Source organism: Bacillus sp. 123MFChir2 (assembly GCF_000383235.1).
GTDB lineage: Bacteria > Bacillota > Bacilli > Bacillales > Bacillaceae_G > Bacillus_A.
Genome location: NZ_KB910949.1, coordinates 26,649 through 50,510, shown reverse-complemented (window position 1 = coordinate 50,510; position 23,862 = coordinate 26,649). Strand labels below are relative to the sequence as shown.

Here is a 23,862-nt window from a genome sequence, read left to right as displayed (position 1 = left end):
TTACACCTCAAATTTATAGCCTACGCCCCAAACAGTTTGAATGCAATTTCCACGTTCTCCGAGCTTTAAGCGCATTGTTTTCACATGCGTATCAACTGTTCGAGTGCTACCGGCGTAATCATATCCCCAAACTTTTTCGAGCAACTGCTCCCGGCTAAATACTTGGCCGCTATGTTGACAAAGAAAATAAAGTAAATCAAATTCCTTCACAGTTAATGAAATACCTTCGCCATCTATTTCAACACGGCGACTTTTCTCATTAATAACAACTGATCCAAATTCTATTTCCTCTTGTTCCTCATATTTCGTATATCTCCTTAACACTGCTTCCATACGTGCAATTAATTCTCCTGGACTAAATGGTTTAACAATATAATCATCAGCCCCTGTACGCAATCCGTTTACACGATTCCATTCCTCTCCTTTTGCTGTCAAAAAGATAATCGGAATATCGGATGTTTTTCGGATTTCTTTACAAACTGTAATCCCATCCATTTCTGGCATCATGATATCCAAAATAACAAAATCAAAATTGTCTAGTTCAAGCATGTAAAGCGCCTGTTTTCCATTTTCAGCTTCTTTCCACTCATAACCGAAGTTGTCCAAATACATACCGACAAGCTGCCTCATATCACTTTCATCATCAACAAGTAGTACTTTATACTTACTCATTTCTTCTCCCCTACTCTTTGTGTAAATTGAAATGGACCTTTCCCAACGGAAATTGTCTGTTTTATCTTCATTTCATTTAAATCTAAAACATACACTTCATCGCTATCATAACTTGCAACATACCCTTCACTACCAATTTGCCAAAATGCAAATGGATTCGAACCTACTTCTAGCGATCCTACTTCTTTATATGTTTTCCCATCAAATTTTCTCAGCGTGTTCGACCCGTGACTAATTACATAAATAAATCGTTGATCTGTAGACAGGCTGACCGGCATAAACGGTGCATGTAACGATTGTAACATCTGCCCATCTTGTACAGAATACTCCAGCACTTTTTCATTTACTTGTTTCCCGTCACCATGTCCGCCAATAAATATGTCCTTTCCATCTTCGCTAAGAAAAGCGCCTGTTGAAGCTGGTGGAATCATAAAAGAGTTCACAACCTTCTTTTGTTTCACATCAATACTGGACAATTTCGTATCATAAAAATTAAGAACATATAACATATCATGATGTTGAACCATCGTCAGCGGACCCTTTCCAACCGAAATGCTCTCTATCTCTTTTCCAGCGGTTGTAAACATACGAATCTTTTGCTGTTCTTGATCCGCCGCAAATAACTCTTTTCCATTTTCAGATAATAAGATATTGGCTATGCCTTTTCCTGTATTCCATTTTTCAAGTTGCTTTCCATCTTTCAAAGAATATACATATATATACTCAAGCTGTTTTCCATATACAAGTAGACGATTCTTATCTGGTAACAACGTTGTTCCTGTAATTGTTTCATTTAAATGCCACGTTGTAATTGTTTTTTTCGTATCCGTATCAATAAAACTGATACTTCCTTCTTTTATATTTGTCGTTATAAGAAGAGGGGTTTTTGGATCAATAGATTGATATGCCCCTCCCTTGCACCCTGTAAGTAATAGTACGATACAAAGTGAAATAAGCCACCTTTTCAAAAGATTACCTCCATTATGGACAGTTTCGTTATACTTGTAAAATAGCAAATAATTGTGAGGAAAGTGTGAAATCTTTTTTCTTACTATATAATCTATAGATGCAAATTGAAAAACGGGCGTACCTTTCTCGATTAAAGGTACGCCCGTCTTTTTTATAGTCTACAACATTAAAAATATGTTACTGTATAATAAAAAAGAACGACAAAAAGATTACAATTGTGTTAAAAACAATCCATAATATTCCTCAATTTTCTTCTATAAACGTTAGTGTTATCCCATTCTCCTTCTCCTGAGATAGAAAATATATCCAATTGCCACTATGACTCTTCCACTATTAAAATATTAACTATCCCTTATGACATCTAATATTCCGTTATTTTGTTCCCTTTGAGTAGTTAGGATAAAAAAGGAAATCTTGTAACCTATGAATTTTTTTCCAACTTTTTTCCGACAAAATCTGTGCTACGATGGGTGTGTCAATCAAACAGGCAAACGAAAACAAATCTGTTTGATCATAAATCTATACTTACATGGGGGACAACTATAATGAAAAAACGTGCTTTACTATCTGTAGTAGCAGCAACTGCTCTTACTCTTGGAGTAACAACACATACTGCGAAAGCAGAAACAATGCAACCATCAACATCAAAAGTTCAAAACATTTCGCATTCTCCATTATTTATGCAATATATGAATCAACAAGACTTTCAATCTTTCTTCACATCTCTTTTTAATTCATATGCAAAATGGAATGTAGGTGCTTTTCAACCAGGCAACTGTGTTATTCCTGGCCAACCGACTTACACAACAATTACAACTCCTTGGGGGAATATTGTAATTACAAACCCAGTTAACAACGATGAAACAACTAAGCCGGAAGATAAACCTGCTGATAACAACGCAGCAGCTAAGCCAGAAGATAAACCTGCTGACAGCAACCAAGCAACTAAGCCTGCTGACAAACCTGCTAATAAACCTGCCGAAAACAACCAAGCAACTAAGCCTGCTGACAAACCGGTTAATAAACCTGCTGACAACAACCAAGCAACTAAGCCTGCTGACAAACCTGCTAATAAACCTGCCGACAATAACCAAACAACTAAGCCTGCTGACAAGCCAGCTGAAGAGTCAAAAGGTTCATTAAGCGCATTTGAACAAAAAGTTGTTGATTTAACAAATGCTGAACGTGCAAAACAAGGTTTACCAGCATTAAAAGTAGACGCTCAGTTAAGCAAAGTAGCTCGTATTAAATCAGAAGATATGCAAAAAAATCATTACTTCGATCACACTAGCCCAACATACGGTTCTCCGTTTGATATGATGAAACAGTTTGGTATTTCATATAAATCTGCTGGTGAAAACATTGCACAAGGACAACGTACTCCTGAAGAAGTTGTACAAGCTTGGATGAATAGTGCAGGTCACCGTGCAAATATTTTAAATAGCGGATACACACATATCGGTGTTGGTTACGTAGAAAACGGAAACTACTGGACACAAGAATTTATGTCGAAGTAAGACTTTAATCAATGGGGTTCGCCCCATTGATTATTTGTAACTACTCAGTTACTCTGTAAAAAAAAGAAAAGCATTTTTTTAGACGGTAGAGAGGGACTGGCCGTGCATAGTAGCGGTCAGGGCCTTTTCCTACCACGTGCAAAGTTTTAAAACAGAGAAAGGTAGCGAGGTGCATTACCATTTTCACCTTCATAACAACAATTATAGGTAAGCGTATTTCTGCTGGAGTTATCCCACCTACTAAACTTCTACATGCAATGTATGGCTGAATAGTTACGATTATTTTATTATATACATATTGAAAATCAGACCTAAGAACCTCTTTCTTTTTAGGTGAGCGAGAGCATCTGGCCATGCATAGCAGCGGTTAGGGCCTTTTTTTGCCACGCGCAAAGTTTTAAAACAAAGACAGGTAACAAGGTGTATGTCCATTTTTACCCCGCTATTCGTGGGCAGTAAAGACTGGGGAAGTACGGGGAAGAAAACTGCCCGTAAAAGCCCGATTGGTGAGAGCTTTCCATCAGTGAGGAAAGCGTCACTGATGGAAGTTTCACTTTATCTTCATGACAGCATGTAGTGGTCATGGTTTGTTCTGCATAGCAGCGATTTATGTAATGAAACCAATTGAACTTTCTTTTTACTTCATTTGGAGATAGGGGAGCCCGTAAATAACAAAATAAAGGGGCTGACCTAAAAGGCACATAAGTGCCTTTTGAGGTTAGCCCCTCTTTATTTTGCATTCATACAAGAATGTAAAACACGCGAAAAATCGTGAGGAAGAGAGATTTCTGCTTCCATTTTCTGTTTTGTAATTGGATGTAACATTGTAATATGAGTAGCATGCAATGCTTGACGAGAAAGCAGCCTCGTTTTACCACCATATAATACATCGCCAATAAGCGGATGACCGAGATAACTCATATGAACGCGTATTTGATGCGTCCTTCCCGTTTCTAATTGAACTTTAACAAGCGTTATGTTACTCTCTTTCGAATACTGCATGACCTCGTAATGTGTTACAGCACGGTCACCTTTTGGAGAAACACGGCGCCTTGATGCATGATGACGATCTCGTCCAATTGGAGCATCTATTGTCCCCCGCTTCTTTTGTACTTTCCCTTCAACAAGTGCCATATATGTTCTCTTAATTTTACGCTCTGTTAATAATCGGTCCATAATCACACCGGCTAAAGCGTGCTTCGCAAAAACGACTCCTCCTGTCGTGTCCTTATCTAATCGGTGAATGTGACGCACCTTTGTTTCAATTCCTTGCATTTGTAAATGAAAGGCTACATAGTTTGCTAACGTGCCTGTCCCGCCTTTATTGACAGGATGTGTGTCTACTTGAATGGGTTTATTAACAATTAATACATGATCATCTTCATATATAACTTCTATATCATAAAACTCCGGTTCTACATCATACTCTTCTTGCATAAACATATGAACTTGCAATTTATCTTCTTTTTGCAGTTGTTCACTCCACCGTTTTCCTTCTCCATTCACAAGAATACTTTTTTCCATACGATATTTATGTAATAATTTTTTGGGAACTTGCCATTCTTCTTTCAAAATAGAATCTATCGTTCGCCCAGCCCATTCAGAAGGAACCGTAATTTCACACCATTCTCCCATTTTCTTCACTTTCATATCATCACCTTATTCCTATTCATTTTCTTATTGTAACGGAAAATCGCTTCTCTTGCATAACGAAAGACAGTTCGCACTTGAACTGTCTCTCATTATCACTTTATGCATGAATCCTTTTCATTTCCAAAAGCATTTCTTCCGCCTTTCTTTCATATGATAAATCTTTAAAAAATTCAGCTAGCCGCTTGTAATCATTATAAGCATCTAATAATTGGTCTATCGTTTTATGATTATTTTTTTTCAGCGGTGTTTTTAGCTTAACAGGATAACGATATTCCCCCATATCACGAATTTTATAATACTCCTCTTCTACTTGAATCACTTTCACAAGCTCAGCTTCTTCTGCATCGAGTGTATATCCATCGAACTCGCGCAGTAATTCATAAATAATATGTGCCTCCTTTGAATAAAAACCTTTTTCTAACCGATAGCCGACAATGCGGTACATATGCCCATCATTTTCTGCAAATTGTACAGTATCATTCAATTTAAATTTAAAATAACGAAACATTGCCTTCCCCCCACTCTTATATGTAATCTCCTTATCTCATACTATTCGCTAAAAGGGGGGCAAGCTATTCATACAAGTAGCTCTCACCTACTAGATGAGAGCTGCACTTTATTACTCCATGTTTTTCTGTTTCCTTTTGCCAAATGGAAGCCACCAGTTCCACTCACCAAACATTTTCATTAAACTTGGTACAAGGATTAACCGAATAATAGTTGCATCAAGGAATATGGCTAGCGCAACGCCAAGTCCCATCTGTTTCACTGGCAAAATATCAGTAAAAGCAAATGCCCCAGTAACAACAATCATAATTAACGCAGCTGACGTAATAATCCGGCTTGTTGATACTAATCCTTCTAACGTTGCATAGTTGTTGTCTCTCGTCTCTCCGTACAATTCATGAATACGTGAAATAAGAAATACTTCATAGTCCATACTTAACCCGAATACTAATCCAAAGATAAATATCGGCAATACAAATAATACCGAGCTTTGTTCTAATCCAAAATGACCTCCTTCAAAAAGCCAAATGATAATGCCTATGGTTGCACTTAAACTAAGTACATTCATCACAATTGCTTTAATTGGAATCAGGAGCGAACGAAATGCTAGTAATAAAATCAAAAACGTTGACGCAAAAATAACAGACATCCCCACAACAACTTTATCTTTAATTTCATCTTCTAATTCTTGCTGGAAAGTTGTCATTCCGCCTAGATAATATGTTATATCTTCCGTTTTATAGTTCGTTTTAAACTCTCGGACCCATTGCTTTGCTTTTTCTGTTCTTGGCAATGCACCTAAAACAATTCCAATCGTTGTCTTATTCCCCTTCACATACGCCTCTAATGCCGGCTCTACTTGTGCACGATTTGGCGATTGCAACATTGCTGTCAGTTGTTCTGCAGACATATTTCCAAGTTGTTCATATATACTTTTCACTTCATATACATCTTTATCATTCTTTAGTTTCTGCACAACCTTTTGCAACGTCTGTAAATTCTCTTTTTCTGTTACCTTTCCTTTTGTCTCTATGACAAGCGTCACATCTGCATGAGTTTTTATCGTTTTATTAAATGCATCTTCATAACGTTCAAAGGCAATGCGTGCCTCGCTTTTCTCAGGCAATGCTTCTACACCAGGAAACTGTAAATCCGCACCTCGAAGCGGCAATAAACAAATAACAATAAATGTAAATGCCACAATCGTCATTACAATTGGATATTTCATTACAAACTGTGCAAATTTACGCCACATCGGTGCTGTGCGCTGAATATTTTGGTTCTTTCCTAATATACGTTTCCCCATTAAAGCTAACAGGGCTGGAAGCATCGTCAGTGAAAATAATATGCTCATGATTACAACAATCATCCCGCTAATGGCGACAGCTTGAATATAATCAATTTTGAAAAAGAACAAGCCGGACAAACCAACAAATACACATAAACCTGAAAAAATAATGGCACGTCCCGCCGTTTGATAAGTAACCATAATGGCTTCTTTAACAGAATGATGTGCCAACTCTTCTCGGAAACGATTCACAAATAATAAAGCAAAATCAATGGATAAAGCAAGCCCAATCATCGGCGCCACGTTCAGTACAAAAATAGAAAGTTCCTTTTGTTCTCCTACAAAATATAAAATCCCCATCGTACTAATGACACTTAGTGCTCCGTTTAAAATAGGCAAAACGGATGCAAAGAAGCTGCCAAAAGAAAGTAATAACACTAAAAATGCAATTGGCAGCCCAATCATTTCTGCTACTTTCAAATCATTTTGTGTTCTCGTATTGATTTCATCATTAATAACTGGATATCCAGTTGGAGATACTTTGACCTCTCCGTTACTTTCTTTTTGAATATCCTTTGCAAATGCTAACGTTTTTTCCATCCGCTCTTTGCTTGTTTTCCCGGAAAATAAAATTGTAGCATAAGCAATATCTTCCTTCAGCATTGTTTTATTTTCGATCGGTTCATGAAAAGACTCGTACGTTTCTTCTCTTTGAATTTTTTTTACAACCTCATCAATTCTCTCAATAAATTTTTGCTGAGATACACCTTTCTCTTTTTGAAAGACGAGTAACAATGCATCTTGTGACTGTTTAAAATCTTTATCGAGTATCTTTTTTGTCGTTTGATAATCACCTTGTGTTTGAAATCCATCTCCGCCTAATACACCAGGAAGCTTCGGTGCAAATATCCCAAGTAGCGCAGCTAATAATATTAATAGCGCAATCGTTGTATATCGGAATCGATATAACAAAGCGCCAATTTTCCCCCACATATCTACTTTATGTACAGTAGTTTTCACAGAGTCCCACCTACTCCTCTTCTCATATTCTTTCTCTTAGTGTATCATATCCACTCTTTCGTTCATGAAAAAAGCTATCCTTTTATCAAAAAGGATAGCTTTTTTTAACGCGCTGAATAGAAACGGTGTAAATAGATTGCGATAATAAGTAATACACCGCTCATGCAATAGCCTGCTAAAACATCAGTTGGATAATGCACAGATAAAATAATTCGGCTTAGTCCAATTAAAACAATGAGTACAATGGCTGCTATCGTTACAAAGTATTTTGCTGCTACACTTTTTACGTTTGCTGCGATTATATAGGCAAGAAATCCATACGTAACAATCGATAACATCGCATGTCCACTTGGAAAACTATACCCGAGCGCATCTAGCGCCTCATTAAGAGTCGGCCGATCTCTTTTCACAATCGCTTTAATTCCTTTATTAATAAGATGTGTACTAAGAATAGAAAGAGGATATATAACCATTGCTACGTAATAACGTTTCTTCCATAGACAGAACAAGCTTATTGCTAACACAATGGCCATCCCACTTCCAGAACCAAGTTTTGTCACATAACGAAAAAACGTAAGTGATGATTCTGTTTGCAGTCCTGTTACCATTCCCTTCACATATTCATCAACTGCCGTTACTCCGCCAGAATGTACTCTCCACGCAATGAGGCTAAATGCACAAAGCAAAAGTGCGATGCATACAATCTCATACAGATGTAGTTTCTTTTTCAACCTTCCGTTCCTCCTGCTATAAAAAAGCGCGATTTCCGCTAAGAAATCGCGCTTTTTATTACTTTTCTTTTCCCGTCTTCAGTTCTGTCCAGTAACGATCATAATCTTTTAATTTTCCATCCACATCAACAAGCCATTCTGTACGATCTAGCTCTTCTTTTGTTAAGAAAATCATATGATTGTTTTGATAATCTTTACTGTGAAGAGGACGAGCCTTTTCATTCGGATTACTATATCCAATGGATTCATAGTTTTTCACGCTGACTTTTGGATCCATTAAGTAGTTAATAAATTTCTCTGCAAGCTCTTTATGTTTTGCACCTTTTGGAATTGCTAATGTATCTGCCCAAATTGTGCTGCCTTCTTTTGGAACGACATATCCAACATCTTTATTTTCTTTTGCAATGTATGCCGCATCTCCGGACCATACAGTACCGATCCATGCCTCTTCAGTAATAAATTGTTGTTTAATATTATCTGTATCAAACGCTAATAAGTTTGGTAATAATTTTTGAATATCTGTAAAAGCTGTTTTTAACTCCGCATCATTTTTTGCGCTATTTGAAAACCCATTTTTCTTCAGCCCCATGCCAAGAACTTCACGAGAATCATTTAATAATGCGACGTGGCCTTTATATTTTTCATTCCATAAATCATTCCAACTTGTTGGTGCTTCTTTTACATATTTTTTATTATAAGCAATGCCCGTTACACCCCATGTATACACGATTGAATACTTATTTTCCGGATCAAACGGAGGTGTCTTAAAGTTTGAAACGAGATTCCCTACATTCGGAATGTTCTTTTTATCTAATGGTTCTAACAAATCCATTTTTGTCATTGTTTTTACCATATAATCAGACGGTTGAACTAAATCATACTTTGCACCGCCTGCTTGTAATTTCGCAAGCATTTCTTCATTACTTGCATATTTATCATAATTTACTTTCACGTCATATTTCTTTTCAAAGTCTTTAATGACTTGCTCATCAAAGTTATCAGCCCAGCTGTAAATATTTAATTCTTCTTTCTTTTCGCCGCATCCAGCTAACACACCAGCAGCAATTCCGAAAGTAAGTGCAGTACTTGCGACTACTTTCATCCATTTCATTTGCATTCCCTCCTAGTTTGAACTTAATCCTTCACCTTTTACTCGGTCATTTATTACAACGGAAGATGGCCGCCTTTATTTTCCTCGCCATCTGCACCTTTGCTACGGAACATTTCAGAAGCGAGCATTAATCCGACAATTACAACAATCAAAATTGTCGACAATGCATTAATTTCAGGAGATATACCACGTTTTACCATACTGTAAATATACAGTGGCAATGTTGTTGATCCTGGACCTGATACAAAGAAACTTATCACAAAGTCATCAATAGATAATGTGAATGTTAATAATGCCGCTGAAATAATACCTGGTGCGAGCCCTGGTAGCGTGACATAACGAAACGTTTGCCACGGCGTTGCTCCTAAATCATTTGCTGCTTCTTCTAAGTCGCGCCCCATACCCGAAAGTCTTGCTGATAAAACAACAACGACAAATGAAATACTAAATGTAATGTGGGCAATAATAATTGTCATTTGTCCAAGTTCAATACCAAGTTGACTAAACAAGATTAAAAGCGATAATCCCATTAAAATATCTGGAATGAGAATTGGTAAATAAACAAGTCCGTTAATTGCACCTTCAAAACGATATTTATAACGATGTAAAGCAATTGCGATTAACACACCTAACAGTGTAGAGACAATTGTCGTGACAACTGCAATCGTTAAACTGTTGATAAGCGCATCAATTACATCTTGTCTTTGAAATAAATCTGTATACCAATGAAATGTAAAGCCTTTCCACTCCGCATTAATACGTGAGTCATTAAACGAAAACAGCATAAGTACCATCATTGGTAAATAAAGAAACAATAAAATTAGCCAAGAATAAGTGACTAAAAACTTTTTCATCTTCGTTTATTCCCCTCCGTTTCCATAGTTATATACTTTCGTAGCTCGATAATATAAGTAAATTAACAGAACGGAGAATAACACAACAATCATAGATAGCGCTGAGCCAAACGGCCAATCGCGTGCACCTAAAAACTGATTTTGAATCACATTTCCGATTAATGCAACTTTCGAACCACCCATAACGTCTGATACAACAAACATACCAATAGACGACACAAATACTAAAATCGATCCTGTCGCGATTCCTGACATCGTCATTGGAACTGTTACATGCCAAAACGCTTTAAGCGGTGTTGCTCCTAAATCATATGCCGCTTCTAATTTTCTCTTGTCAAGTTGTTCAATCGCTGCATATACAGGCAAAATCATAAATGGTAAGAGTGAATATACCATCCCTAGAATAACAGATGGTATATTGTATAGTAAGTTTAAAGGTTCACTAATAATACCCAATTTAAGCAATAGTGTATTGACAAGCCCCTGCGAACGTAAAATAACAATCCAAGCATATGAACGGACTAAAAAGTTAATCCAAAACGGGATTGTAGCAAGAAGCAGTAAAAGAGAACGCCATTTACGATCAACAATTGTCACCGTATAGGCGAACGGATATCCAATCAATAAACAAAGTACTGTTGTTATAACGGCAATTTTTACTGTTTCCCATAACGTCTCCATATAGAGGGGATCAAATACACGTTTAATATTTTCTAAGGTAAAGCTCATTTCAACTGTTCCATACGTCCCGCGCTGCAAAAATGCAAAAGCTAACACAAACAAGAGAGGTACTAAGAAGAAGATCAGCAACCAAGCAACTGTAGGTAATGCAAGTAATTTCCCTTTTTTCAATTTAAGGTCACCTCATCCTCTTTTTCCCAGCCTACAGACACATTGTCGCCAATGTTCCACTGCATCGCTTCGTCTGCACTTTGATACGCCATAAACAACTCGCCTGTTTTCTCATCGCGAATATAAAGCTTCTCCATATTTCCGACAAATTCAATATCCTCAATATGACCAAAGTGATATCCCTCATTAGACGAATCTTCCACGGAACGTACTTTCACATTTTCCGGTCGTACTGCTACGTATGTTTCCCCTGTTTGAACAATATTATTTTCTCCAATAAACGTCGCAACGAACAACGTTTTTGGTTTATGATAAATTTCTTTTGGCGTTCCAATTTGTTCAATGTGACCTTTGTTCATAACCACAATGCGATCACTCATACTCATCGCTTCTTCTTGATCATGCGTCACATATATGAACGTAATACCCAGATTACGTTGTAAGTTTTTCAATTCACGCTGCAAATCTTTTCGAAGCTTAAAATCTAGTGCTCCTAGCGGCTCATCTAATAACAACACACGAGGATTATTCACGATTGCACGTGCAATCGCCACGCGCTGCTGTTGCCCGCCAGAAAGTTTAGATGGTTTCCGATTACGGAATTCTGTTAACTGTGTTAAACGCATCGCTTCATCAGCACGTTCTTGTTGCTCTGCTTCAGAAACCTTTTGCATCTTCATTCCAAAGCGAATATTCTTCTCAACAGTCATATGTGGAAACAATGCATAATGCTGAAACACTAAGTTCATATGACGTTTATAAGGGGGTAAATCGTTAATCGTTTCATCATCGAGCGAAATTACACCTTTTGTCGGTTTTTCAAAACCAGCAATCATACGAAGTAACGTCGTTTTCCCACAACCACTCGGACCAAGGATCGTTACAAACTCACCTTCTTTAATGTCTAACGAAAGCGGCGGAATAATAACTTGATCCCCAAAATGTTTTTCTACTGCTTCGACTTTAATAATATTTTTCATCTTCTCTTCCTATCTACCTCATATTTTTGATATTCATAAATAACCAAGTATTCTATATACAATAACTTTGTTTCAATTTAAACAAAAATGATGTTTGATCACGTAATGTAAACGTGATGAATGGTGGATGCCCACCACTGATAGAAGCTTCACTTTATGTAATATGTTCGGTTTCATTTCGTGCGATACATACCTTGAATAGAAAAACCCCTTCGTGTTGAAGGGGCTTTTATCATACGGACGAACCAATTGATAAACACCATCATCATTTTAACAATTTTCGGATGAATTTTAAAGCACTTTTTGTAGAAGAATAGCGGATTTTCATATCAAATGCTGTCGATTGAGACAAAATGCTTTTATAATGTGAAAATGTTTGAAAACTCTGCTCTCCGTGATAACTCCCCAGTCCACTTTGGCCAACACCGCCAAACGGTAAATACGGCGTTGCTAGATGATATACAACATCATTAATACAACCGCCTCCATAGGAAATGGATTGCGTTACTTGCTTTTGCACATCTCGTGCTTCAGAGAAAACATACAGTGCAAGCGGTTTCGGATGACGCTGAACAGTTGTTATCAAATCTTCTATATTCTCATACTCTAATAATGGTAAAATGGGACCAAAAATCTCATCTTCCATAACAGCATCATTCCATGTTACATCTGTAAGTACTGTTGGTTCAATTACTAGTTTATCTTGATCATAATTCCCGCCTACGACAGCCTGACCATCTTCTAAAAATGAACATAACCTTTCAAAATGCCGCCTGCTCACAATCCGAACATATTTCTCATTTTGCAGTGGCTTCTCTCCGTATTGTTCATGCACAGTTTTTCTTATCGCTTCTATAAATTGATCTTTAATTGAAGAATGAACGTATACATAATCAGGTGCCACGCACGTTTGCCCCGCATTTAAAAATTTCCCCCAGACAATTCGCCGCGCTGTAACATCAAGCTTTGCATCTTTATGTACAATACACGGACTTTTGCCACCAAGCTCAAGTGTAAGGGGCGTTAATTGTTTTGCAGCTGCCTCCATAACAATTTTTCCAACTCCGACACTACCAGTAAAGAAAATATAATCAAACGGTTCCTTCAGTAAAGCTGTGCTCACCTCGGCGCCGCCTTCAATCACAGCGACAAACTCTGGTGGAAATAACTCCGTTAACATTTTTGCAAGAACGCTCGAAACATTGGGTGTTAACTCTGAAGGCTTTAAGACAACTGTATTTCCAGCCGCAATTGCTCCAACTAAAGGAGCAATCGCTAGTTGAAACGGATAATTCCACGGAGCAATTACTAACGTTACGCCATACGGCTCTGGGATAATTTTCCCTGTTGATCCAATATGAGTCATTGCCGTTTTCACGCGCTTTGGTTTACTCCATTTCGAAAGATTTTTTATCATAAAAGAAATCTCTTTTAATGTATAACCAATCTCTGTTGTATACGATTCATGCTCTGATTTATTTAAATCCAGCTTTAGCGCTTCAAAAATTTCAGACTCATAGCGCTGAATACTTTCATATAACGCGCGCAACTGTTTCCTTCTTTCCTCTATTCCTCTTGTCTTCCCACTATAAAAATAGGATTTTTGTCGTTCCACAATAGAAGCAATCGTCATAAAGCTTCCCCCCTTTACTTCATCATATATTATAATACATTTCTTGTTTTTTCTTATTAAAAATGAACTGATATGTAAAATTTTATTATATATTATTTTATTAATAGCTTAAACTATATGTTCCTATAAAAAAACTGTTGAAAGGAATCCCCTTCAACAGCTTCTCCATCATTAACGATATAAACGACTGCACCCGCAATTCTACCTGCCCAGCTGTCGCCGTGAGCGTAGACAGCACCTTAAAAGGCCTTTTCTTTATCCCTATTCCTCCCTAACATCAAATACATTCCAACGTTTAGATAATAAAGAAAATTTAATGGATTTGCGATATATCATCTTAACTTGTAATATTTTTGAAAAAAATCCTTTATTTTAGATTGATATATATTCGGATTTAACAATGTTTTCAGAAAATATTGATAAAATTTGATAAAACTATTAAAATTTCTGTATGTAATTGCAAAATATTAGTCCTACTTGATTAAATTTCTAGAAATATACAAATTTTTCATTATTTTAACGTGATTTTATTTTTCCATACTTATGATAGTGTTAATGAATTATATAAATCAACTTTAATCTTTCGACATATAAGTTGCTGTTATGCAGACTGCAACACGACCTGCACTTGCTTGCGCCCTTTGTTTTAAAACATCGTATGTGGCAGGAAAAGGCCCTGACCGCTTCTATGCACGGCCAGATGCTCTCGTCCTCCCCTAAAAAGGAAGAGGTTTTTTATGTCGTTTTTTTAATTTGGATATATATAGTTTTCTAGCTTTTATAACCGCAATTATTAGGGAGGCGTCATTTGTGCAAACGGATAACAAAGAAATACTTGATTCAGAATGGATTGATTTATTATTAGAAGCTTTAGATATGAATATGACCAGTTCAGAGGTATCTAACTTTTTGCAACACGGAAGTCAACCCTCACAGAACTAACCGACATTGTTCTTTTTAGAGAAAAATGTGTTATAATAATTTACATCTTAAGTCGAATACATACAGTAAGAAAGGTGCGCTAATATGATTGGAGAACGTATAAAACGACTGCGTCTACAAAGAGGCATCTCCTTAACAGAACTTGCCGAAAAAGCAGGCGTTGCAAAGTCATATATTAGTTCCATTGAACGAAACTTACAAAAAAATCCTTCGATCCAATTTCTCGAAAAGATTTCTAACGTTCTGCACGTTCCTGTTGATGTACTTCTTCATGATGAACCAACTAAGGAACATACAATGGACTCTGAGTGGATTAAACTCGTTAAAGAGGCCATGCATTCCGGTGTTTCAAAAGAGCAATTTCGTGAATTTTTAGAGTTTAATAAGTGGAAACAACAAAAAAAATGATGCAGGAAGAGTGCTTTCAATGAAGGTGCTCTTTTTATTTATATATAAATGCAAATTGAAAAACCAACCTCTTTTTTATCAATGCGGACAGATAAAAAAGAGGTTCAGACATAAAAACAAGCTGTTGAAAGGAATCCCCTTCAACAGCTTTTCTATCATTAACGATATAAACGAACTGCACCTGCAGAATTATCATCTGCTTGTCCAACTACTTCAAATTTCAATCCAAGCTTTGGTACTTTACGTCCTGCATCTGGGATTAAATTGTTCATATACGTTTTAGAATCATCAAACTTCGCTACACCTGGTAACCCTTTGTAATCAAATGTTCCGCGTGATGGAGATGCAACTTTCCATGCTGGCGTTTGGTTAAAGGAGAACGCAGCATCTGCAATTTGATAACGTGTGCTATTTGCAACAGTTGGTTTGCCGTTTACTGTTCCCACAATTGCCTCTGGATGAGAATCAACAACACCTAAGAATCCATCTCCTGGGTGAACACCAACCCAGTTATCTGTGTAACTAGTGTCTGCATACCATACAACAAGACCTGTATTGTACACTGGACCACGAGCATGTTTTAATGCTTCATCTGCACCAGCGTAGTTTCTCCACTCTAAATAGTAGTTATGTTTCTTCTTATCAAAACCATCTGCTACAACGAAACCGTTTAATTTCAATTTTGTTTCGCCTTCTGCATCATCAGAGAACACAACATTTCCATCAACAGTTAATGCCGCATTATCAAGAGTAAAACCGTTTGGTGCTAAACCACCATCTGTAATGTATTCGAATACTAGTTTTACTTTTTGACCTTTAAATTGGCTTAAGTCATATGACTTATCTACCCATTTACCATCTGTTGTATCCATACCATTTTTCACATTCTTTTCGCCAATTCGATCCACTAACGTTTTTGCACCATTTTCTGTCACTGCATGTACTTCAAGGAAGTCATAACCAGTTTCAATTTCATACAATGATTTGTAATCAAACTTCGCATTTGTCGCATTTGTTAAATCAAATACTGGCGTTTCTAGTGTCGTATGAAGGTCATCACCTTTTGTACTATAGTAATATTTCTTACCAAATGCAGGCTGAATACCTTTTACATCTTTGTCTGGTAAGTTAACACGAATCATACCAGGACGAGCTGATTTCGTTACACTTTGATCTAAGAATGTTGCATAACCAATACCTTTATTTAACTTATCATAATCGACTTCAACAATATTTGCCCAGTTCCCACCGATTGTTTTTTGGAAAAACTCTTTATTTTGCGGTGAGAAACTTGTTGGTGTTGTACCTGCAATGTTACCTGCCCAGCTGCCGCCACTCATAATAGACCAAGATTGAATTGGCTCACCTGCACCAGAATACTTTGTATCATATTCATCTGGAAGACCTAAATCATGACCATATTCATGTGCAAATACGCCGACTGCTCCGTCTTCTGGCTCAACTGTATAATCGTATGCAGCCATTTTACCGCCCCAGTTATCAACTTTTGCCTTTGTGCCATCAATTGGATATGGTTTTCCAAGATTCCAGCGATGTGACCAAATTGCGTCATCACCTAATTTACCACCGCCTGCTTCTTGCCCAACTCCAGCGTGAAGAATCATTAAATGATCAATAAGACCATCTGGCTGATCTTTATTTCCGTCTTGATTGACATCGTATTGATCAAATTGGTCAAATTCAGATAAATCAATACCGCTATCTACAGCTGCTTTTAATGCATCTTTTACAAGATCGCGTGGTCCTTTTGGTCCTTTATTATCATGGCCGCCATCGCCAGCATCTGCACCGTAATCCGCTGCTTTACCTGGAACTGTCAACCACTTTGTTACTGTTCCATCGACCGAATAACTACCACCAGATTGCTCTTCATAATAGTGTTTAAATGTTGGGATTTTTGAGCCATCAAAGAGTGTAAATGGCTCATCACCAAATAACATTTTTTGATAATGTTCTTGATTAAAATCGTTTGAATACATATAACCTGGTTCTTGATCAATATTGTTATGTTTAAAATCAGCATATTCTACTAGTAATACAAGTACTTTATCTTTACGAACATCACCATTATATCCTTTTTGCTTCGCTGAACTAGTTGGTACTTTTCCGTTTAATCCCCCTTTAACCGGAGCTTGCCCAGCTGCTGGCCCTCCAGCAGGTTGATCTGCTTTTTCTTTCGCATCTGCTTTTGCATCTTTCACCTTTTTCAAAAAGTCAGACGCTTCTCGTGTAACACTATCCCCTGCTGCTGGTTCTTTCCCAGCATTTTCACCTTTTTTCTTCTCTACGTATTTTTCAACAGCTTTTAATGTGTCTTCTTTCGACGCAGATTCACTAATTACACCGCGTTTCTTGAGTGCGTCTGCTAAACGATCGTCTGGAATTAAATGATCGTCGATTGGACTTAAAGATCCTACATTAGACGGTGTTGCCGCATAAACAGATTGACTACCAAACCCAAATGTGCAACTAAGTACAGCTGTCGCCGCAAGCGTAGACAGCACTTTAAAAGGCTTTTTCTTCATCCCTATTCCTCCCCAAATTAAAATATGTACCAATGTTTTGATAATAAAGAAAATTCTATTATTTTGCAATATATCGTCTCAATTTGTAATATTTTTGAAAAATTACGTTTTTTCCAGATAAATATATATACAAATTAGCTAATATCAATGAAATAAAGGCGTCATTTGTGCAAACGGATAGCAAAAAATACTTGATTCAGAATAGATTGATTTATTGTAATAAGCTTTAGATATGAATATGAGCAGTGCGGAAGTATCTAATATTTTGAGGCATGGAATTAAAAGAACAATTTCGTAAATTTTTAGAGTTTAATAAGTGGAAACAGAAACAAAAATGATGCGGGAAAGGTACTTTCTATATAAATCCAAATTAAAAAACTGACATAAAACCATCTTTTTAGGTGGGCCCATGCATAGAAGCGGTCAGGGCCTTTTACTGCCACATGCGCAGTTTAAACAAAGTCAGAAAGCGAGTGGAAGCTCCTTTTTTTCTGCATAGCAGCCATCTATATGTCGGAAAATCAAAATGGATTCATATATATAAGTGCTCTTTTTATTTGTATTATAAAAAGCGGAGGAAATCCTCCGCTTTTATTATATTACTTACTTCTCTTCACCATCAGTTTGTGAAGCATTGAAAGTCCATTCTAAGTTCAATTTATCGCCTTGGAAGATGTTTTGGTCTTGTCCATTATCTTCGAAAACGAATTGTACCCATAAATAATCCTCTGTACCAGCTTTTAAGCCGCCTTCTTCAGCCCATTCAGGAGCAAATACATCTTTTGCAATTACATCTGGATCTGCGTTTTGCAGATCAGCTAACGTAGTTTCATAGACTGGCTCGCTTTGTTTATCCCAGTTCCAGATAAACTTCACTTTAATGTGCTTACCAAAATCTTCACCATTATTATCGCCTTTGCTATCGATTACTGCATATTTAGTTGCTAACTTTACATCTTTAATTGCTAATGAACCTTTATTTTGTAATAAAAATTCTTTTTTCACGGAATCGCCAGGTTTTAAGTTGTCGATATCAACGATAGTTTTTGGATTAAGCGCAAGATCTAACGTACCTGCCGCAAATGTATTGTTAGATACTTCTTTATCGCTAAAGTATGCAAACGTTCCTCCACCGATTAAAGATAACCCTAATGCTGCTGATGCTACTCCCATGCCTAACTTTTTCTTAAGACCCATTCTAAATTCCCCCAATTTTCTTTTTATTGTTAGCTCTTATGTAGATAAGAGATGTAACTAATAAAATAATTGCTTCGTTTCGACATAATCGTTGCACGTCTGCTACCAAAATTGCTCCATGTATGTTCTTTACTAAGTCTCTTTCGTTCATTATAAAGAACATGAAGTGTAAAAATAAAACCTCAAAAAGTTCTGTATTTTCTGTTTTTTTAACGTTTTAATTTACTTTTCTTTCTTTTCCGTCACTTTCCTTACAATTTCTCTTTTTTTATACATATATAATACTTTCTTTTATTTTCGCTTCATTCGTTTTCCATACACAAAGAATCCCATCACCATCATTCCAATTCCGATTAAAACGGAATACATATAATCAGCACCTGTACGCGGTAATAGTTTTATATGATTTTCTGAATCATTTCCATTCGTACTGCCATTAGAATCTTTCGGTTCGCCAATATGACCACCGTCTTCTTCAGCATAAAATACAAACTTAACTTGTGTTTCTAATCCTTGATACTCATTTCCTAATTCCTCAGGAAAGCGCACAATATATTGTAATTGTTCACTCTGCCCCGCAGATAATGTACGTCCTTTTAGCTTTGTAAAACCACTTAAATTCCCTTTATAAAGAACCTGTTCTTGCTGATCCTTTATCTCTAATGTTAATCCATCATATAGCTTTTTCGATCCTTCTGTAAACTCAGCAGACATCGTATATAAAAATCCCGCTGCCCCGTCATTATTCACACGGATGCTCCGCTTCGCCCAGTCCCCAGGCTTCATATCCTTCGTTACATCAAATAGCATCTCTTTTGGTGTTAAACTTAAATCAATTTCCTTACGCTCCTTAGCGAGCACTTTTTCCATACTTGTTGTAATCCCAATGATGAATGCAACTATACAATATACGATCACGATATACCACAGCTTTTTCCGTTTCATAATCATCCCTCATAAAATATGAAATAAGAAAAGGCAACTCGCCTTTTCAATTAACAACGCTATCTTTGCCTGTATCTTATCAATGTATGGAATGTACATCTGAAATTCAGTTTTCATCTTGGAAGGTATTTTTAGTCGTATCTACATTCGCGTGAAATCTATTTTTTTAGCCTTTCCTTACAAGTATGTGTTACTGCTTTGTTTCTGTAACTGATCCTTCTTTCTTTTCCTCAGGTTGCGCTGGCGGGGTAACTGGTTGTTTTTGTTTCAACTGCTCTTCATTTGAATGATTCTCCTGCTTTTTCTCTTCTTGTTTTGGAAGCTGCTCTGTTTGCTGAGAAGAATTTGAAGGTTGTACAGGTGATATGATTTGAACACTGTTTGCTTGTTTCTTTTTCTCTTCATTTATTTGTTTTTCTAATGCTCCAATGCGTTCATCTACTTTTTGTAAAACTGCTTGTTTCTCAACTTCACTGCGAATACTTTGCACTTCATTAAAACCAGTTTGGACATATTTCAATACTTCTTGTGCAGAACTCTCTTTATTTTTCTTTACACCTTCTACTGCTGTTTTATAATAGGAATCGATCTCCGTAAAATTAGCTTGCAGCGCTGCGATTTCCGTCTTGATTGCTTCGCGGTGCTGCTTCCATAGAGCGAGCTTCCCATCTAATTCTGCAACTGTTCCTTTTCCTTCATGATTGATCGCATTGAAATGATTGAAAATCGCTTCTTTATGTTGCTTTGCTTCCCCTGTTAACTTTTCAATTGTTTTCGGAAAAACTATCGCAGTTGATAAGGTTGCCTCTACTTTTGGCTGACTTACATAAGATGCTTCTGTATGTGTCACAACTTGAGATCCCATATAAAAAGCTATAGAACCGATACATGGTAATATAAGTATATTCCTTACTTTCCTTGATGATTTTTTCATATTCACACCTGCCATTAGATGAATTTATATTCCTTATAAAGGATTATAACATTCTTTATAAAGAACAAGACCATCTAGTAAAGATAGTCTTGTGGATTCCTTAAACTTTACCTTTCCTCACCAGCAGTTTGCTGCGCATCAAAAGTCCATTTCAATTGAAGTTTATCGCCTTGGAATTCATTTTGATTCTTGCCATTATCAACAAATTCAAATTTCACAGTGAATTTATCAGAATTCCCCGCAGAAATACCTTTCTCATCCCAAAACCAGGCAATAAGATCATTCGTGTCGTTCTTTAATTTATCTAACGTTGTTTCTTTCACGACTGTTTCATGTTTATCAACATTTTTTAAGAAAATAACTTTAATATGTTTACCAAAGTCCTCTTTATTATCTCCCTTTGTATCTACTACACTATAATCTGTTTGAAGTAGTACTTTTTTAATATCTAAAGAACCTTTATTCTCTAGTTTAAAATCACGTTTAATTGTATCACCAGGTTTAAGATTGTCTACATTAACAATTGTCGTTGGATTTGCTACTAAATCAAGCGTACCTGCTGCAAACGTATTATTTGATACTTCTTTGTCACTAAAGTACGCAAATGTTCCTCCGCCAACCAGTGCTGCTCCAAGTACTGCTGACGCTACGCCTATTCCTAACTTCTTTTTTAATGTCACTCCACTTCTCCCCCCTAAGCTCTACATATATTGTTAACCTTCAATAATTGAAGAGTATAACCATTCTATACTGATTGCCCTGCATCGGAAGACTTGCTTTTCTTTTCAGAATCAATGTTGCGTATTGCTCCAAAAATAGTAACCACAGAATATCCTAACAATAAAACCCCTGGAATAATTAATAACAATGCTGCCCCGGCTTTTGAATTTGCATAACTTAATAAATAACCAACATACGGAGCAGTAATATCCGCATATTTTCCGATTACATTTTCAGGAAGAACCGGGTTTAAATCAGGACCATTATTATTGTCTCCTTTTGTTTCATAGGCCACTTTTCCATTTATATTTTTCACATCAATAATGCGGTGCGTCACAATCTTGTTATCTTTCTCTTTAAACGTAATAACATCGCCTTTTTTATACTTTGAACCATCTTTTGTCGGTTCAATTGCAATAACAGATCCTGTTAAAAACGTAGGTTCCATCGATCCTGATAATACCGCTTTGAATTGGTATCCCATCACCGTTGGATCACTGCCACTCGCCTTTGACGAAATAACAACAAACGCTAAAACAACCATAATCGTAAACAAAACAAAAGAAATGATATTACTAATCACTTTCCATACTAACTTCATCTGTTTCCTTCCTTTCTTTTATTTCGTCTTTATATAAGCAAATCGCAAAAAACATTCATATTCGACGTTCTTTTTAAAGAACTCACAACTATATTATAACGAATATTCAAAAAACACAATAAAAAATAGGCAAAATGAATTTGCCTATTTTCATCGCGACAACATCTTCTGTCTCTTACGATTCCAAAGAAATACCCCAATACTAATAATAATAAGAATAACTGCGCCAATGCCAGCTATTAGCTCATACGAAAAAGTAGATTTTGTTATAATATTCGCTTTTGGCTTCTCAAACGCAACATCTTCTTTCGAAAGAACATTAATACTTTCTATCGTTTGATCATTCTTTTTCAAATCTACAGTCCCAATCACATCACCACGGTGAAGACCTGTTTTATATAAATTCGCTTCATCGACATGCTTTTCTTTAAAAACAGCTTGGACATTTTTCGCTTCCCCTTGTTTTAATTCAAGATCAACGCTTCGCTCCAACTCACCATCTACTGATTTATTCAAGTAAAGCATTTGCTTTGTCCAATTGTTTTTATCTAACACTTGCTGCTTTGCAAACTGCGGAAATGCATAATCAGCAAGCTTTCTCATATCTTCATAAATTTCTGGCCTTTGTGAAGCCATTACGACATTCACAATACGATTTCCATCTTTTTCATTCATTTGTACAAGTGTATTACGCGCCTCATTTGTAAAACCCGTTTTCCCGCCAATACAATTTGGATTTTCAAAATATTGTCCTTTATTAAAAATAGACGCACTTTGTCTTGACGTTGTAACATTTGTTCGCTTCGTATTCATTGCCTTCATAATTTCTGGATGCTTCATCACACCCCTTGTAATCATCGCCATATCATATGCCGTTGTATAATGATTTGGATCATGAAGACCATTTGGCGTAACAAAATGACTATCCTTTGCACCTAACTGCACTGCCTTCTCATTCATCATCTTAGCAAAATTTTCCGGACTTCCTGCCACATGCTCCGCAATCGCATATGCTACATCATTTGCACTCAGCACCATCAAAATCATAAGCGCCGTATCACGATCTATCGTTTCACCTGGTTGAAATTCAATTTGATAATTACTTTTATCCTGTTCAAGAGCTTTTTGAGAAAAAGCAATTTGCTCTCCAGGCTGTACATTCTCCATCAACAAAATACCCGTCAACACTTTCGTTATACTAGCTGGAAAAGCGTGTTGATGCGCATTCTTATCATATAAAACATCACCTGTTTTCGCATCAATTGACACCGCAAACTGTCCAAATACCTCCGGCGCTGGTACACTCTCTGCATACAACTTAACAGGCGAAAGTAAAAATAACAAACTCACAATAATAAGAGCCGAAATTTTCTTGTAATTAAACATACACTTCTCCTTTTTCTTAACTCTATATGTATACGTTCTCTATTATAAAAATCAAAAGGAATACGACACTACCTTTTATTTACCGTTTTCCAGTATATCATAATTTTACAAAAAAAGACAGAAAAACAATGGATAAAAAATAGGAGGAATCACTCCTCCTTATCTTCCTCATCACTAAAAAGATCCATAAACCTTTTTTTCGCTTCCTCTTCCGTTATCTCCTCCGTCACCCCAATAAATGACCAATCCTTTGACTCCACCCACTTCAAAAACTCAGTTGCAAATTCTTCCTGAGACACATCTACATCTAAAACTGCTCCAGTAATAGAAATCGTTCTAAATCTCGGCACATACATTTTATAAACCCTTCTTACCATTTACACCCCTTCATTCATA

22 protein-coding genes are annotated in these 23,862 nt (G+C 36.6%); 3 read left to right on the top strand and 19 right to left on the bottom strand.

Features of this window, described 5'->3' with window-relative positions; genetic code table 11:
* Nucleotides 1–672 carry a response regulator transcription factor gene (locus H280_RS0114170; RefSeq protein WP_020061794.1) on the bottom strand — a complete coding sequence of 224 codons (672 nt, stop codon included), beginning with the start codon at nucleotides 670–672 and terminating at the stop codon, nucleotides 1–3.
* The gene (locus H280_RS0114165; RefSeq protein ID WP_020061793.1) at nucleotides 669–1,640 is read right to left on the bottom strand and encodes a hypothetical protein; all 972 of its coding nucleotides are present in this window, start codon (nucleotides 1,638–1,640) and stop codon (nucleotides 669–671) included. The genes H280_RS0114170 and H280_RS0114165 overlap by 4 nt, the downstream gene beginning before the upstream one ends.
* Before the next feature lie 546 nt (nucleotides 1,641–2,186).
* Here H280_RS0114165 and H280_RS0114160 point away from each other — a divergent pair.
* Nucleotides 2,187–3,158, top strand: coding sequence for a CAP domain-containing protein (locus H280_RS0114160; RefSeq protein WP_020061792.1), 972 nt, complete (start codon nucleotides 2,187–2,189; stop codon nucleotides 3,156–3,158).
* A 729-nt stretch (nucleotides 3,159–3,887) separates the two neighbouring features.
* On the opposite strand, the gene H280_RS0114155 is transcribed toward H280_RS0114160, so the two are convergent.
* The 9 genes from H280_RS0114155 to H280_RS0114115 form a co-directional block, all read right to left on the bottom strand.
* On the bottom strand, nucleotides 3,888–4,808 hold the full coding sequence (locus H280_RS0114155; protein WP_020061791.1) for an RluA family pseudouridine synthase: 921 nt from the start codon (nucleotides 4,806–4,808) through the stop codon (nucleotides 3,888–3,890).
* A gap of 100 nt (nucleotides 4,809–4,908) precedes the next feature.
* Nucleotides 4,909–5,319 carry a hypothetical protein gene (locus H280_RS0114150; RefSeq protein ID WP_020061790.1) on the bottom strand — a complete coding sequence of 137 codons (411 nt, stop codon included), beginning with the start codon at nucleotides 5,317–5,319 and terminating at the stop codon, nucleotides 4,909–4,911.
* Between the two features lie 111 nt (nucleotides 5,320–5,430).
* Nucleotides 5,431–7,626: an MMPL family transporter gene (locus tag H280_RS0114145; protein ID WP_020061789.1), complete on the bottom strand. Its 2,196-nt coding sequence runs from the start codon at nucleotides 7,624–7,626 to the stop codon at nucleotides 5,431–5,433.
* Nucleotides 7,627–7,730: 104 nt separating this feature from the next.
* Nucleotides 7,731–8,357 (bottom strand): phosphatase PAP2 family protein, encoded by a 627-nt coding sequence (locus H280_RS0114140; RefSeq protein WP_020061788.1) that lies wholly within the window; start codon nucleotides 8,355–8,357, stop codon nucleotides 7,731–7,733.
* Between the two features lie 58 nt (nucleotides 8,358–8,415).
* Nucleotides 8,416–9,468 (bottom strand): polyamine ABC transporter substrate-binding protein, encoded by a 1,053-nt coding sequence (locus tag H280_RS0114135; RefSeq protein WP_020061787.1) that lies wholly within the window; start codon nucleotides 9,466–9,468, stop codon nucleotides 8,416–8,418.
* A gap of 53 nt (nucleotides 9,469–9,521) precedes the next feature.
* Nucleotides 9,522–10,322 (bottom strand): ABC transporter permease, encoded by an 801-nt coding sequence (locus tag H280_RS0114130; RefSeq protein WP_020061786.1) that lies wholly within the window; start codon nucleotides 10,320–10,322, stop codon nucleotides 9,522–9,524.
* A 6-nt stretch (nucleotides 10,323–10,328) separates the two neighbouring features.
* A complete protein-coding gene (locus H280_RS0114125; RefSeq protein ID WP_020061785.1) occupies nucleotides 10,329–11,174 on the bottom strand; it encodes an ABC transporter permease in 846 nt (281 codons plus the stop codon).
* Complete coding sequence (locus H280_RS0114120; protein ID WP_020061784.1) at nucleotides 11,171–12,154, bottom strand: ABC transporter ATP-binding protein; 984 nt, start codon at nucleotides 12,152–12,154, stop codon at nucleotides 11,171–11,173. Before H280_RS0114120 ends, H280_RS0114125 begins: the two co-directional genes overlap by 4 nt.
* 265 nt (nucleotides 12,155–12,419) lie before the next feature.
* Nucleotides 12,420–13,787, bottom strand: coding sequence for an aldehyde dehydrogenase (locus tag H280_RS0114115; RefSeq protein WP_020061783.1), 1,368 nt, complete (start codon nucleotides 13,785–13,787; stop codon nucleotides 12,420–12,422).
* Nucleotides 13,788–14,597: 810 nt separating this feature from the next.
* On the opposite strand from H280_RS0114115, the gene H280_RS25135 reads away from it, so the two are divergent.
* Both H280_RS25135 and H280_RS0114105 read left to right on the top strand, forming a co-directional pair.
* The gene (locus H280_RS25135; RefSeq protein WP_020061782.1) at nucleotides 14,598–14,729 is read left to right on the top strand and encodes an anti-repressor SinI family protein; all 132 of its coding nucleotides are present in this window, start codon (nucleotides 14,598–14,600) and stop codon (nucleotides 14,727–14,729) included.
* An 84-nt stretch (nucleotides 14,730–14,813) separates the two neighbouring features.
* The gene (locus tag H280_RS0114105; RefSeq protein WP_020061781.1) at nucleotides 14,814–15,137 is read left to right on the top strand and encodes a helix-turn-helix domain-containing protein; all 324 of its coding nucleotides are present in this window, start codon (nucleotides 14,814–14,816) and stop codon (nucleotides 15,135–15,137) included.
* 158 nt (nucleotides 15,138–15,295) lie between these two features.
* Here H280_RS0114105 and H280_RS0114100 read toward each other — a convergent pair whose 3' ends face one another.
* The 8 genes from H280_RS0114100 to H280_RS0114065 all read right to left on the bottom strand — a co-directional run bounded on the left by H280_RS0114100 (nucleotide 15,296) and on the right by H280_RS0114065 (nucleotide 23,843).
* Nucleotides 15,296–17,683 carry an immune inhibitor A domain-containing protein gene (locus H280_RS0114100; RefSeq protein ID WP_020061780.1) on the bottom strand — a complete coding sequence of 796 codons (2,388 nt, stop codon included), beginning with the start codon at nucleotides 17,681–17,683 and terminating at the stop codon, nucleotides 15,296–15,298.
* Nucleotides 17,684–18,286: 603 nt separating this feature from the next.
* Entirely contained in the window at nucleotides 18,287–18,880 is a 594-nt protein-coding gene (calY, locus tag H280_RS0114095) for a biofilm matrix protein CalY (RefSeq protein ID WP_020061779.1), read from the bottom strand.
* Between the two features lie 291 nt (nucleotides 18,881–19,171).
* Nucleotides 19,172–19,825, bottom strand: coding sequence for an LPXTG cell wall anchor domain-containing protein (locus H280_RS0114090; protein WP_020061778.1), 654 nt, complete (start codon nucleotides 19,823–19,825; stop codon nucleotides 19,172–19,174).
* A 190-nt stretch (nucleotides 19,826–20,015) separates the two neighbouring features.
* The gene (locus H280_RS23645; protein WP_196810728.1) at nucleotides 20,016–20,759 is read right to left on the bottom strand and encodes a DUF4047 domain-containing protein; all 744 of its coding nucleotides are present in this window, start codon (nucleotides 20,757–20,759) and stop codon (nucleotides 20,016–20,018) included.
* 107 nt (nucleotides 20,760–20,866) lie between these two features.
* Entirely contained in the window at nucleotides 20,867–21,439 is a 573-nt protein-coding gene (locus H280_RS0114080) for a CalY family protein (protein WP_020061776.1), read from the bottom strand.
* Nucleotides 21,440–21,504: 65 nt separating this feature from the next.
* Nucleotides 21,505–22,080, bottom strand: coding sequence for a signal peptidase I SipW (sipW, locus tag H280_RS0114075; RefSeq protein WP_020061775.1), 576 nt, complete (start codon nucleotides 22,078–22,080; stop codon nucleotides 21,505–21,507).
* Between the two features lie 150 nt (nucleotides 22,081–22,230).
* Nucleotides 22,231–23,466, bottom strand: coding sequence for a D-alanyl-D-alanine carboxypeptidase family protein (locus tag H280_RS0114070; RefSeq protein ID WP_020061774.1), 1,236 nt, complete (start codon nucleotides 23,464–23,466; stop codon nucleotides 22,231–22,233).
* Between the two features lie 149 nt (nucleotides 23,467–23,615).
* The gene (locus tag H280_RS0114065; protein ID WP_020061773.1) at nucleotides 23,616–23,843 is read right to left on the bottom strand and encodes a hypothetical protein; all 228 of its coding nucleotides are present in this window, start codon (nucleotides 23,841–23,843) and stop codon (nucleotides 23,616–23,618) included.
* Between the last annotated feature and the right edge of the window lie 19 nt (nucleotides 23,844–23,862).

Coding starts and splice junctions, on each gene's coding strand:
- H280_RS0114170 (WP_020061794.1), bottom strand. CDS start 672: ATGAGTAAGTATAAAGTACTACTTGTTGATGATGAAAGTGATATGAGG.
- H280_RS0114160 (WP_020061792.1), top strand. CDS start 2,187: ATGAAAAAACGTGCTTTACTATCTGTAGTAGCAGCAACTGCTCTTACT.
- H280_RS0114155 (WP_020061791.1), bottom strand. CDS start 4,808: ATGAAAGTGAAGAAAATGGGAGAATGGTGTGAAATTACGGTTCCTTCT.
- H280_RS0114150 (WP_020061790.1), bottom strand. CDS start 5,319: ATGTTTCGTTATTTTAAATTTAAATTGAATGATACTGTACAATTTGCA.
- H280_RS0114135 (WP_020061787.1), bottom strand. CDS start 9,468: ATGAAATGGATGAAAGTAGTCGCAAGTACTGCACTTACTTTCGGAATT.
- H280_RS0114130 (WP_020061786.1), bottom strand. CDS start 10,322: ATGAAAAAGTTTTTAGTCACTTATTCTTGGCTAATTTTATTGTTTCTT.
- H280_RS0114120 (WP_020061784.1), bottom strand. CDS start 12,154: ATGAAAAATATTATTAAAGTCGAAGCAGTAGAAAAACATTTTGGGGAT.
- H280_RS0114115 (WP_020061783.1), bottom strand. CDS start 13,787: ATGACGATTGCTTCTATTGTGGAACGACAAAAATCCTATTTTTATAGT.
- H280_RS0114105 (WP_020061781.1), top strand. CDS start 14,814: ATGATTGGAGAACGTATAAAACGACTGCGTCTACAAAGAGGCATCTCC.
- H280_RS0114100 (WP_020061780.1), bottom strand. CDS start 17,683: ATGAAGAAAAAGCCTTTTAAAGTGCTGTCTACGCTTGCGGCGACAGCT.
- calY (WP_020061779.1), bottom strand. CDS start 18,880: ATGGGTCTTAAGAAAAAGTTAGGCATGGGAGTAGCATCAGCAGCATTA.
- H280_RS0114090 (WP_020061778.1), bottom strand. CDS start 19,825: ATGAAACGGAAAAAGCTGTGGTATATCGTGATCGTATATTGTATAGTT.
- H280_RS23645 (WP_196810728.1), bottom strand. CDS start 20,759: ATGAAAAAATCATCAAGGAAAGTAAGGAATATACTTATATTACCATGT.
- sipW (WP_020061775.1), bottom strand. CDS start 22,080: ATGAAGTTAGTATGGAAAGTGATTAGTAATATCATTTCTTTTGTTTTG.
- H280_RS0114070 (WP_020061774.1), bottom strand. CDS start 23,466: ATGTTTAATTACAAGAAAATTTCGGCTCTTATTATTGTGAGTTTGTTA.
- H280_RS0114065 (WP_020061773.1), bottom strand. CDS start 23,843: ATGGTAAGAAGGGTTTATAAAATGTATGTGCCGAGATTTAGAACGATT.